The organism is Rhodoferax sp. (assembly GCF_044236835.1).
GTDB lineage: Bacteria > Pseudomonadota > Gammaproteobacteria > Burkholderiales > Burkholderiaceae_C > Allorhodoferax.
On sequence record NZ_JBIIGC010000012.1, the window covers coordinates 75,540 to 88,744 of the forward strand.

8 protein-coding genes are annotated in these 13,205 nt (G+C 62.3%); all 8 read left to right on the forward strand.

Going from position 1 to position 13,205, the window contains the following annotated elements; genetic code table 11:
- Positions 1-52 precede the first annotated feature (52 nt).
- The 8 genes from ACILRC_RS10010 to ACILRC_RS10045 all read left to right on the forward strand — a co-directional run bounded on the left by ACILRC_RS10010 (position 53) and on the right by ACILRC_RS10045 (position 13,172).
- Positions 53-6,352: a beta strand repeat-containing protein gene (locus ACILRC_RS10010; RefSeq protein WP_395669223.1), complete on the forward strand. Its 6,300-nt coding sequence runs from the start codon at positions 53-55 to the stop codon at positions 6,350-6,352.
- Between the two features lie 138 nt (positions 6,353-6,490).
- Positions 6,491-8,635, forward strand: a complete 2,145-nt coding sequence (locus tag ACILRC_RS10015) for a peptidase domain-containing ABC transporter (RefSeq protein WP_395669224.1) — start codon at positions 6,491-6,493, stop codon at positions 8,633-8,635.
- Positions 8,632-9,990 (forward strand): HlyD family type I secretion periplasmic adaptor subunit, encoded by a 1,359-nt coding sequence (locus tag ACILRC_RS10020; RefSeq protein WP_395669225.1) that lies wholly within the window; start codon positions 8,632-8,634, stop codon positions 9,988-9,990. Before ACILRC_RS10015 ends, ACILRC_RS10020 begins: the two co-directional genes overlap by 4 nt.
- 11 nt (positions 9,991-10,001) lie before the next feature.
- A complete protein-coding gene (locus ACILRC_RS10025; protein WP_395669226.1) occupies positions 10,002-10,814 on the forward strand; it encodes a hypothetical protein in 813 nt (270 codons plus the stop codon).
- A 71-nt stretch (positions 10,815-10,885) separates the two neighbouring features.
- A complete protein-coding gene (locus ACILRC_RS10030) occupies positions 10,886-11,413 on the forward strand; it encodes a GNAT family N-acetyltransferase (RefSeq protein WP_395669227.1) in 528 nt (175 codons plus the stop codon).
- An 87-nt stretch (positions 11,414-11,500) separates the two neighbouring features.
- The gene (locus tag ACILRC_RS10035; protein ID WP_395669228.1) at positions 11,501-11,866 is read left to right on the forward strand and encodes a cupin domain-containing protein; all 366 of its coding nucleotides are present in this window, start codon (positions 11,501-11,503) and stop codon (positions 11,864-11,866) included.
- 143 nt (positions 11,867-12,009) lie between these two features.
- Entirely contained in the window at positions 12,010-12,309 is a 300-nt protein-coding gene (locus tag ACILRC_RS10040) for a hypothetical protein (RefSeq protein WP_395669229.1), read from the forward strand.
- Positions 12,310-12,893: 584 nt separating this feature from the next.
- Positions 12,894-13,172 (forward strand): hypothetical protein, encoded by a 279-nt coding sequence (locus ACILRC_RS10045; protein ID WP_395669230.1) that lies wholly within the window; start codon positions 12,894-12,896, stop codon positions 13,170-13,172.
- Positions 13,173-13,205: the final 33 nt, after the last annotated feature.

Here is a 13,205-nt window from a genome sequence, read left to right on the forward strand (position 1 = left end):
GCTATGGGCGGGTGCGTGGGTACATCGAACATAAAGTTCTAAGGATTTGAATATGGCTAGCAATCTAGGCGGATTAACCACAGCGCAAATTGCTGCGTTGACCACCGCGCAAGTCGCTGCTCTTACAACAGAAGACATTGTTGCCCTGTCGACCGCCCAAATTCGGGCGTTTACGACCGCCCAGATTCAGGCCTTCACCACGCGCAGCATGCAAGCGCTGGGCACCGAGGACATCGTCGCCCTGCGCACAGAACAAGTCGCCGCCCTTGAAACCGCAGATCTCGCTGCATTGGGCACGCAACAGACGGTGGCGCTAACCACCGCCCAGATCGTGGCCCTGACCACCCGCCAGGCGGCCGCCCTGACCACCGCCCAGATTGCCGCGCTGACCACCAGCCAAGCGGTTGCCATCGAAGCGGCTGACATCTCGGCCCTCAGAACCACCCAGATTCAAGCGCTGTCCACCGCCAATGTGGCAGCACTCACCACCAGCCAGATTCAAGCGGTCAGCACCGGCAACGTAGCCGCGCTCACCACCGGCCAGACGGCTGCGTTGACCACCGCCCAGGTGGTGGCCCTGACCACGGGTCAGGTGGCTGCAATTACGACTTCCAATGTGGCGGTGCTCAGCACCGCGCAGGCCGCTGCGATCGAGACTGCCGATGTGGCGGCCCTCAAGACCAGCCAGGTTCAGGCCCTCTCTACCGGCAATGTGGCTGCCCTGACCACCGCCCAAATCCAGGCGCTGACCACCGGGCAGGCGGCTGTGCTCACTACGGCGCAGATTGCAGCGCTCACAACCCGACAAGCTGCAGCCATCGAGACCGCCGATGTGGCGGCCCTGAGAACCACCCAGATTCAAGCGCTGTCCACCGCCAATGTGGCAGCACTCACCACCAGCCAGATTCAAGCGCTCAGCACCGGCAACGTAGCCGCGCTCACCACCGGCCAGACGGCTGCGTTGACCACCGCCCAGGTGGTGGCCCTGACCACGGGTCAGGTGGCTGCAATTACGACTTCCAATGTGGCGGTGCTCAGCACCGCGCAGGCCGCTGCGATCGAGACTGCCGATGTGGCGGCCCTCAAGACCAGCCAGGTTCAGGCCCTCTCTACCGGCAATGTGGCTGCCCTGACCACCGCCCAAATCCAGGCGCTGACCACCGGGCAGGCGGCAACGCTGACCACGGCGCAGATTGCAGCGCTAACGACCGCGCAGACAGTGGCTATTGAGACAGCTGACATTGCTGCCCTCAGGACCAGCCAGATCAGGGCGCTCTCCACCACGAACGTGGCGGTGCTCACCACCAACCAAATCCAGGCGGTCAGCACCAGCAATGTGGCAGCGCTGACCACCGCGCAGGTGGCTGCCCTGACCACCAACCAGGTGGTTGCCTTGACCACAGGACAGGCGCTGGCCCTGAATACGGCCGGTATATCGGCGCTGAGCACCGCCCAGGCGACAGCATTTGAAACGGTAGACATTGCAGCACTGCGGACTGCGCAGGTGGTGGCTATCAGCACGCAAGGTATCGCGGCGCTGCGAACCGCCCAAATTGCCGCACTGACCACGGCGCAAGTAGCGTCCCTGAACAGTGCACAGATCGGCGCATTGACCTCTGCCCAGGCCGTGGCGATTGAGACCACTGATATTGCTGCGCTCAGGACCAGCCAGGTGGTGGCCATCAGCACTGCCAACATCGCGGCCCTGACCACCGCCCAGATTGCGGCTCTGACCACCGCCCAGATTGCGGCTTTGACCACCGCCCAGATTGCGGCCCTGACCACAGCGCAGACGGTGGCCATTGAGACGGCAGACATTGCCGCCATTCGCACCAGCCAGATTGGTTCCTTGTCGACCGCCAATGTGGCGGCACTGACCACCAACCAGATCCAGGCGGTCACCACCGGAAACGTGGCGGCGCTCACAACTGCCCAAGTGGCGGCGCTGACGACCGCGCAAGTGGTGGCACTCAAGACCGGCCAGGTAGCGGCATTGACCACGACCCAGGTGGGCGTGCTCAGTACGGCGCAAACCGTGGCCATCGAGACCACTGACATCGCGGCCCTCAAGACCAGCCAAGTGGTGGCCATCAGCACCGCCAATGTGGCAGCCTTGACTACCGCACAGGTTGCAGCGCTGACGACCGCCCAAGTGGCGGGTCTGACCACCGCCCAGATTGCGGCCCTGACGACAGCGCAGACGGTGGCCATTGAGACGACCGACATTGCCGCCATTCGCACCAGCCAGATTGGTTCCTTGTCGACCGCCAACCTGGCCGCACTGACCACCAACCAGATCCAGGCGGTCACCACCGGAAACGTGGCGGCGCTTACGACTGCCCAAGTGGCGGCGCTGACGACCGCGCAAGTCGTGGCACTCAAGACCGGCCAGGTAGCGGCATTGACCACGACCCAGGTGGGCGTGCTCAGTACGGCGCAAACCGTGGCCATCGAGACCACTGACATCGCGGCCCTCAAGACCAGCCAAGTGGTGGCCATCAGCACCGCCAATGTGGCAGCCTTGACTACCGCACAGGTTGCAGCGCTGACGACCGCCCAAGTGGCGGGTCTGACCACCGCCCAGATTGCGGCCCTGACCACCGCGCAGACGGTGGCCATTGAGACGACCGACATTGCTGCCATTCGCACCAGCCAGATTGGCGCCCTGTCGACCGCCAATGTGGCCGCACTGACCACCAACCAGATCCAGGCGGTCAGCACCAGCAACGTGGCAGCGCTGAGCACCGCGCAGGTGGCTGCCCTGACCACCAACCAAGTGGTTGCCTTGACCACGGGGCAGGCGCAGGCTTTGAACACCGCCGGTGTGTCGGTGCTGAGCACCGCCCAGGCCTCGGCGCTTGAGACGGTAGATATTGCGGCACTGCGGACCTCGCAGATTGTTGCCATCAGCACACAAGACATCGCAGCGCTGCGGACTGCCCAGATCGCGGCGCTGACCACCGGCCAAGTCGCGGTGCTCACCACGGCACAGATCGCTGCCCTGACCACTGCCCAGGCCGTGGCGATTGAGACGGCGGACATTGCGGCCATCCGCACCAGCCAGATTGGCGCCCTGTCGACCGCCAACGTGGCGGCACTGACCACCGATCAGGTCCAGGCGATCACCACCGGGGATGTGGCGGCGTTGACGACCGGCCAGATTGCCGCATTGCGCACCGCGCAAGTGGTAGCGCTCAAGACCGCGCAAGTGGCGGCGCTGACCACCACCCAGGTGGGCGTGCTCAGCACTGCGCAAACCGTGGCGATTGAGACCACCGATATTGCTGCGCTCAGGACCAGCCAGGTGGTGGCCATCAGCACCGCCAATGTGGCGGCCCTGACCACTGCGCAAATTGCAGCACTGACCACTGCGCAAATGGCTGCATTGACGACCGACCAACTGGCAGCACTTCGGACTGCGCAAGTGGTGGCGATCGAGACGGCTGACATTGCCGCGCTCAGGACCAGCCAGGTGGTTGCTATCAGCACCGCCAATGTGGCTGCCCTGACCACTGCCCAGATTGCAGCACTGACCACCACGCAGGTGGCGGCACTCACCACGGCACAGCTTGCGGCCCTGACCACTGCGCAAGCGGTGGCCATTGAGACGGCGGACATTGCCGCCATTCGCACCAGCCAGATTGGTGCCTTGTCGACCGCCAACGTGGCGGCACTGACTACCAACCAGATCCAGGCGGTCACGACGGGGGATGTGGCGGCACTGACAACTGCCCAAGTGGCCGCATTGCGCACCGACCAAGTGGTGGCACTCCGGACCGCGCAAGTAGCGGCACTGACCACCACCCAGGTGGGCGTGCTCAGCACCGCGCAAACCGTGGCGATTGAGACCACCGATATTGCTGCCCTCAGGACCAGCCAGGTGGTGGCCATCAGCACCGCCAATGTGGCGGCCCTGACCACTGCCCAGATTGCGGCCCTGACCACCACGCAGGTGGCTGCGCTCACCACGACCCAACTTGGCGCGTTGACCACTGCCCAGGCCGTGGCGATTGAGACGGCGGACATTGCGGCCATCCGCACCAGCCAGATTGGCGCCCTGTCGACCGCCAACGTGGCGGCACTGACCACCGATCAGGTCCAGGCGATCACCACCGGGGATGTGGCGGCGTTGACGACCGGCCAGATTGCCGCATTGCGCACCGCGCAAGTGGTAGCGCTCAAGACCGCGCAAGTGGCGGCGCTGACCACCACCCAGGTGGGCGTGCTCAGCACTGCGCAAACCGTGGCGATTGAGACCACCGATATTGCTGCGCTCAGGACCAGCCAGGTGGTGGCCATCAGCACCGCCAATGTGGCGGCCCTGACCACTGCGCAAATTGCAGCACTGACCACTGCGCAAATGGCTGCATTGACGACCGACCAACTGGCAGCACTTCGGACTGCGCAAGTGGTGGCGATCGAGACGGCTGACATTGCCGCGCTCAGGACCAGCCAGGTGGTTGCTATCAGCACCGCCAATGTGGCTGCCCTGACCACTGCCCAGATTGCAGCACTGACCACCACGCAGGTGGCGGCACTCACCACGGCACAGCTTGCGGCCCTGACCACTGCGCAAGCGGTGGCGATTGAGACGGCGGACATTGCGGCCATTCGCACCAGCCAGATTGGTGCCTTGTCGACCGCCAATGTGGCGGCACTGACTACCAACCAGATCCAGGCGGTCACGACGGGGGATGTGGCGGCGCTCACAACAGCGCAGCTGGTCGCCTTGACCACGGCGCAGGTCGTGGCACTGAAAACTGCGCAGGTGGCGGCACTCACCACGGACCAGGTGGGTGCGCTGCGTACTGCACAGACGGTGGCCATCGAGACGGTTGATATTGCTGCACTGAAGACCAGCCAAGTGGTGGCCATCAGCACCGCCAATGTGGCCGCACTGACCACCGCGCAGGTGGTGGCCCTGACTACGGCACAGGTGGCTTCCCTGACCAGCGCACAGCTGGGTGCATTGACCACCGCCCAGGCGGTGGCTATTGAGACAGCTGACATCGCGGCGCTCAAGACCAGCCAGATCAGTGCCTTGTCCACCACCAATGTGGCGGCGCTCACCACCACGCAGATTCAGGCCATTACCACCGCCGATATTGCTGCCCTCACGAGCGCGCAGGCAGTGGCATTGCGGACCAGCCAGATCGTGGCCCTCACCACCGCGCAAGTGGCGGCGCTGACCACGACCAACCTCAACGCGCTGGGCACGAGCCAGATCGTTGCGTTTGAGACCACCGACATCGCGGCCCTCAAAACCAGCCAGGTGATTGCGCTGAGCACCGCCAATTTGGTGGCGCTGACCACCAGCCAGATTGGTGCCTTTACCTCCAGCCAGGCCGGTGCCCTGACGACCGGCCAAGTGGAGTCGCTGACCACCGCGCAGATCGGCGCGTTCTCGGTGTCCAACGGTGCCACCGGCGCCCTCAAGCTGGGCAGCCCCATCGTGCTGGACCTCGATGGCAACGGCGTGAGCACCCGCAGCATCGCTGAGGGCACCACCTTCGACTTGTTTGCCACTGGCAAGGAAGTGCAGACCGGCTGGGTCAGCAGCGGTGACGGCTTGCTGGTGCTCGACCGCAGCGGCGACGGCAGCATCAACGACGGCACCGAGTTGTTTGGTACAGCCACCCGACTGCGCGACGGCAGTAACGCCGCCGACGGCTATGCGGCCCTGCGCGAACTCGACGACAACGGCGACGGCGTCATCGACGCGAACGACGCAGCCTTTACCGAGCTGAAGGTTTGGGTGGATGCCAACTCCGACGGCAACACCGATGGTGGCGAACTGAAGTCGCTGCAATCCCTGGGCATTGCCAGCATCAGCGCCCAAGCTGATGTGGAACTGATCAAGGACAACGGCAACCTCATTGGCCTGACCTCGACTTACCAAACCGAAGATGGCGTGACCCACGAGGCGGCCGACGTCTGGTTTGTGGCTGACGCCAACCAAGCACCGCCGGTGTTGACCGATGTGGTGCAGGTGTGCCCGGTGTTGACCGATGTAGTGACCGTGTGCCCGCCGCCCCCTGCGCCCGTGGCATCCGACCTGCGCAGCCAAGTCAGCACCATGGCGCAGGCCCTGACCTCGTACGCCGCAGCCGATCCATCGGGCGGCGGTGCGACGGCTCTGTCGCAGTCGGGTGCAGCACCCTCGCCGGTGGCGATAGCGGTCAGTGGCATGGTCAACGCCATGCAGCAGTTCGATGCCAACGGCAACCTGCAAAAGCCTGCTGCACCAGCGGTGCCGCCTTTGAATGGCACGCAAGGCGCAGCGGCCCAGCTCAAGCCGGCACAGCAAGACCTGTTGGCCAGTGCGTCGGGCCTGAAACCGCCGGGCGTCTAAGCTTGCCTAGTAGACCCGTGCGCCGTCGGCGCGCGGGTTCTGCGCAGGCAATAGGGCGGACTTCGTCCGCCTTATTGCAGGTTTGGGCTTGGTAGCCCATGGTGCAATCGTGGTGTTCATCCGTGAAACCCGAGCACCATGGCAGAAAGATTTCCGCACACCACCGTCCAGTGTCTGGCTGCACTTGCGCAACACCACCGCCTGCCCATCAACCCCGAGCGGTTGATTGAGGACTACGCGTTGGCCGCGCAAGAGCCAGCACCTGCGACGGTGTTGCGCATGGCCGCTGACATCGGCCTCAAGGCCAAGCTCGACATCCTGACCTGGGACACCTTGGTCGCGCAAGGTGGCGTGTTTCCGCTGATGGCGCGTATGACCGACGGCAATTGCGTCATCGTGATGTCCGCCACAGCCGACGACGACGGCCGCGTCACTGTGCTCAATCCGCTGGCCGACAAGGCCGCCGTACCCCTGACGATCACCCGCACCACCTTTTGCACACTGTGGAACGGCGAGGTCTTCTTGATGAAGCGCCTGTTTGACTTGCCACAGGACGCGCAACCCTTCGGTTTTCGCTGGTTCATCCCGGAGATCCTCAAGCAAAAGTCAGCCCTGCGCGACATCGCGATTGCCGCGCTTGCGATGCACGTACTGGCCCTGGCCTCGCCCATCTTTTTTCAGTTGGTGATCGACAAGGTGCTGGTGCACCAAAGCCTGTCTACGCTGTGGGTACTGGCCATTGGCATAGTGATTGCCCTGGTGTTTGATTCGCTGTTTGGCTACCTGCGGCAGATCTTGACCATGTCAGCCACCAACAAGATCGACATGCGCCTGACCCGGCGCACCTTTGCGCACTTGCTTTCGCTGCCCATCGACTACTTCGAGACCACCACCGCAGGCGTCATCACGCGGCATATGCAGCAGGTGGAAAAGATCCGCGCATTCCTGACCGGGCGCATGTTCTTCACCTTGCTCGACGCCACCTCCTTGCTGATTTTTCTACCGATTCTGTTTGCCTATTCGGTGCCACTGGCCTTGATCACTTTGGCGTTCACGGTGGTGATTGCTGGCATCGTGGCGGCCATGGTGCCGACTTTCCAGCGCCGCCTGCAAGACCTTTACCAGGCAGAGGGCGAACGCCAGTCGATGATGGTGGAAACCATTCATGGCATGCGTACCGTGAAGGCGCTGGCCATCGAGCCGACGCAGCGCCGCCTGTGGGACCAGCGCTCGGCGCAGTCCATCAACATGCACTTTCGGGTGGGCACGCTGGCCATCACCGGCAACGCCATCACCGACTTTTTGGGCAAGCTGCTGCCGGTGGTCATCATCGTGCTGGGCGCGCAACAGGTGTTTGACCAGACCATGACAGTGGGCGCGCTCATTGGGTTTCAGATGCTGACCAGCCGGGTCACCGCGCCGCTGATTTCGATTGTGGGCCTGGTCAATGAGTACCAGGAGACTGCGCTGTCGATCAAGATGCTGGGCGAGGTGATGAACCGCCCCTCCGAAGGACGCGCCACGGCCGGCGGGCTGCGCCCCGACCTGGCGGGCCAGATTTCGTTCGACCAAGTCACCTTTCGCTACCCTGGTGCCAGCAATGCGGCGCTGGACCGCGCCAGCTTCACGATTCCGGCAGGCAAGATTGTGGGCATTGTGGGGCGCAGCGGCTCGGGCAAGACCACGCTGACCAAGCTGATCCAGGGCCTGTACCCAGTGCAAGAAGGCATTGTGCGGTTCGACCGCACCGACGCCCGCGAGATCGAACTGGCCCACCTGCGCCGCCAGATTGGCGTGGTGCTGCAAGAAAACTTTTTGTTCCGCGGCACGGTGCGCGACAACATCTCTGTCGCCCGGCCCGAGGCCACCTTTGAAGAAATCGTGGCCGCTGCCGACGCGGCTGGTGCCTCCGAGTTCATTGAGCGCATGCCGCAGGGCTACAACACCATGCTGGAGGAAAACGCCGCCAACCTCTCGGGTGGCCAAAAGCAGCGCTTGTCGATTGCGCGATCTTTGCTGACCAAGCCGCGCATCCTGATCCTCGACGAAGCCGCCAGTGCGCTGGACCCGGAGAGCGAGGCCATCTTCATCCAGAACCTCTCGCGCATTGCGGTGGGGCGCACCGTCATCATGATCTCGCACCGCCTGTCCACGCTGGTCAACGCGCACTCCATTTTGGTGATGCAGCAAGGCCGCCTGGTGGACCAAGGCAGCCACGCCGAGTTGCTGACCCGCTCTGAAACCTACCAGCATCTGTGGAACCAGCAGACCAGCCACCTATGAAGCGCTTTTTCCGCCGCACCCCCGGCGCTGCAAAGCCGGGCAAGACGATTGTTGAGTACCTGCCGGACGCCGACGAGATCGAGCGCAGCCCGGTGCCGCGCTACGCCCAACTCACGCTGCAGGTGCTGGTGCTGGCACTGGTCGTGTTCTTGCTGTGGGCGGTGCTGTCGCAGGTCGACCAGGTGGTGGTGGCGCGGGGTCGGTTGGTCAACCCGCTGCCCAACGTGGTGGTGCAACCGCTGGAGACCGCGATTGTCAAAAGCGTCGAGGTGCGGGTGGGCCAAGTGGTTAAGCAGGGCGACACGTTGGCGGTGCTCGATGCCACCTTTGTGCAGGCCGATGAGACACAGCTCCAAGCGCGCTTACAGAGCCTGGAGACGCAAATTGGCGGCTTGCGCGCCGAGCTGGCCGGCGACGCCGAATTGGCCAAGGTGCCCAACAACGCAGATGAAAAACTGCAGGCCGAACTCCTGCGCGAGCGCCGCGCCAGTTACCGCGCGCAGCAGCTGCGGCTGTCAGAAAACCTGTCCAAGCTGCGCGCTGCTTTGGCCACCAACCGCAACGACCAGCAGCTGGTGCTCTCGCGTCTGCGCTCGATCAAAGAGATCGAGACCATGCAGGAAAAAATGGTGGCACAAAAGTACGCCGCCCCCTTGCAACTGCTCGAAGCCCAGCAGCGCAGCCAAGAAGTGCAGCGCGATCTGGAGCTCGCCCGCAACCGCGAACAAGAAATCCGCCGCGAACTCGCGTCGCTAGAGGCTGAAAAGCTGGCGTTTGAGAAGAACTGGCGGCAGCGCTCCATGGAAGAGTTGCTGACCGTTACCCGCGAGCGCGACGCTTTGCAGCAGCAGCTGCAAAAGGCCGACAAGCGCAGCCAGTTGGTCACCCTGCTGGCGCCGCAGGACGCGGTGGTGCTGGAGATTGCCAAGCTCTCACCGGGCTCGGTGGTGCAGGCGGCAGAAACATTCTTTACGCTGGTGCCACTCAACACGGTCCTGGAAGCCGAGGTAGAAATCGACTCTGCTGACGTCGGCTATATCAAGCTGGGCCACCCGGTGCACGTCAAGTTGGATGCGTTTCCCTTCCAGCGCCATGGCACCTTGGATGCCACCGTGCGTACCATCAGTCAGGACGCCTTCAAGCGCAACCCCGGCGCGCCGGGCGCCGCTGACGCCTACTACCTCAGCCGCCTGACGCTCGAGGTCGGCGGGCTCAAAAACATGATGGAGTCGTCCCGGCTGCTCCCGGGCATGACGCTCAATGCCGAGGTCGTGGTGGGGGAGCGCTCCATCATGTCCTACCTGGCGTGGCCGGTCACCAAAGGACTGAACGAGGCGGTTCGCGAACCCAAGTAGCATCCACCGGCATGACGCCCGACATCCACCTCTACGGCATTGCCTACAACCCAGAAACCCTTGCGCAAGTGCAGGCCGAAGGTTTTCTGGTGCTAGACAACCTGGCCAACGCCCGGCCCGACTGGTACGAGTTCTGGCCCATCCGCAACCACCTGCGCAGCCACACCCTGGACGAAAACGCCTTCTACGGCTTTTTCTCGCCCAAGTTTGTCTACAAAACGCAGATGGGGCCGGATGGCGTGCGCGAGTTCATCCGCGCCGCGCTGGCTAAAGGCCCGGTGGATGTGGCACTGTTCTCGCCGCAACCCGACATGGGCGCGTACTTCTTGAATGTGTTTGAGCAAGCTGAGTTGTTCGATGCCGGCTGCCTGCAAGTCACCAAAGATTTCTTGCGCACCCAAGGCCTGGAGGTGCCGTTGGAGCACATCGTCATGGACTCCCGCCAAGTGGTTTTCTCCAACTATTTCGTGGCCCGCCCCGCGTTTTGGCGCCTCTGGCTCGGCCTCACCGAGGCGCTGTTTGTCGTCGCCGAAGACAGCGCGCACCCGCTGCATGCGGCGCTCAACTTCAACACCACCTACGGCGAGAACGCCCACCGCAAGGTCTTCATCTCCGAGCGCCTGGCCTCGCTGCTGTTGTGCCTGCACCCCGAGTTCCGCTCGGTAACTGCCAACAGCTTCGAGTTCGGGTGGTCCACCAGCCGTTTTCGCGAAGAACCCCATACCGCCTACATCAACGACGCGCTCAAAATGGCATTCCGAGAGACCGGGCATGCGCAGTACATGGAGGCGTTTCGGGCGGTGCGAGAGAAGTTTGCGGGGTAACCCCTGTGGCCCATCGGCGCGATGCGAGTGGAATCTTCATGCGGGCTCAATAGACGTCGACGGCACAACCCATGCGTATCCCAACCACTCTAGGTTCCGCGGTACTCCGTCTGTGGAATGCCAAAGACAAGCGGGAGCTCGTGATACAGGGCAACGATAGGGCTGTCTGGCGCAACCTGTTGTCTGGTTTTCCTCACCCGTATACCGAAGACGACGCCGCTTCCTGGGTCGACTTCGCGTCGAACTGCTATCCAAGCATTCACCTATGTATTGAAGTAAACGGCGCAGTCGCCGACGGCATTGGGATCATCGCAGGTACTGGAACCGAGCAGAAAACAGGTCAGTTGGGTTACTGGCTTGGACGCGCATATTGGGGTCAAGGCGTCGCTACGGCTGCAGCGCAGGCTATGGTGGCGCATGCCGATCGTTCATTACCGGTCGTTCGCCTGCAAGCCCCCGTGCTAGCTTGGAACCCGGCGTCCATGCGGGTGCTGGAGAAGGCAGGGTTCTACCGGGAATCGGTACTTCGCAAAAGCGTCTTCAAAGACGGAGAACTCATCGACAGTGTCATGTATGTGCGTGTCCGTGACGACACCTAACCCGGCGCTATAGTCGACGCGCTACGGCGTGGTGCCACCCGTGGCAGCTTGCGGTCTAGGTTAATCCGTTGAAACAAAGTTCCATCTATGCCCATAACGCCAAAGCAAATCGCAGCATCTCTTTCTGAATTTTGGTCACCGCGGGTCATCGCTGAAGTCGATGATTCGTACATCAAGGTGGCCAAAGTCAGCGGTTCATTGGCATGGCACAGCCACCAAAATGAGGATGAACTTTTTCTGGTCCTCAAAGGGCATCTGAAAATCGAGATGGAAGATCGGACTGTTGAACTCGGGGAGGGCGAGATGTTCGTGGTTCCCAAGGGCGTTCGTCACAACCCAATTGCAGAGCAAGAGTGCCACATCCTGCTCATTGAAAAGAAGACCACGCTTCATACCGGCGATACGGTGACAGAGAAGACTCGCTCGTTGGCAGATCAGCTACGCCCGACGTGAGAGCACGACAAGTACATCTGCGGGAGACTCGCACTTTGCTCGGTACGGACACGCAAAAGTAGATTGCCGGCTTCGGGCGTTTGTTGCTTGCCGGAAAATGCGCACCTTAACCCCCTTCCAACACGTCGCGGAGGTCTATTCGAATGCCAGACACGAATGTCCCCAAAGATGGAGATTTCGCTGCCTATCTCGGTGGCCTTGCGAACCAAGCGCAAACGCCCGTGCCCGATTCAGGTGTGCCGACGAGCGGTACCCTGGCGCAGGATGCGAAACCAGAGCGCCAAACTATCCAGCAGGTGCTTGTGGAGGGGCAAGAGCCCACGGACGAGTTCATGGAAGAATTCATTGCTCTGCGCCAAGCGCCGGAGCTCTCTGACGAAGAAATGGAGCGGCAGGCGCTATCTGCCCCTGGTGATGATGGTGACGTTCGCACGCCAGAGTAATCGACCATGAGCCAGATAGATAACTGGCAGCGCACCGCGGACCCGCGACTGCCGCAAGCGCGTTTGGCGCAAGCAGTGCGGTATGGTCAGCATCCTCGTTGGGCTGTATAAACGGCGTAAATCACGACCGCCATTCCGAAATGCTTCTCATCGCCGCTGTACTCATCTTCCTCACAGGCTGTGCGCATTCATACTTGGGTGAGCGCTATCTGCTTATGCGCCTCTTTAGTCGGGGAAACCTGCCGAAGCTTTTGGGCGGCACTGAGTTCACCCAAGGCACATTGCGATTTGTTTGGCATATCACAACAGTAGCTTGGTGGGCAATTGCATTGCTTCTTGTGCTCGCTCACAGTGGGCCGCTCTCAACGGCAGGAGTCCTGCATGTCATCGCCGGTGCGGCTGTGGCTTCAGCTACCCTGCCCATCTTCTTTACCCGTGGCAAACACCTGTCATGGGTTGTGTTTCTAGTTGTCGCGGCCCTTGTCCTGTACTCGGCATGACGCATGTGCGGGGCTTCAAGGTGTCACGAACATCGCCTGCCTCGATGACATTTTTTTGGCCATGTTTGCGCCCTGAAACCTAGCTTGGCCGATCTCATTGACCTGCTGTTGCGTCCGTTTGCGGTTGCCACGCTCTGGTTGTTGCGTGCGCTTCTTTGGTTCGGCTTGGAGCTCATGTTCAGCACCATCGGCTGGGGAATCGGCTGGTGCGTGTGCCGCGTACTCACGCTGGGTCGCCTACCAAGCGTCGGCATCAAAGACGAAGAACGTTACGACTTCTTGCCGCGCGTCGCCGTCGAACTTGTGGGACTTGCCAGCTTGGCCTTGCTGATCTGGGGGCTTGCGGCCATGCTCAATGCGTGAGTCTGCATCCACAGCCGCGTCTAGAAGGCGCAC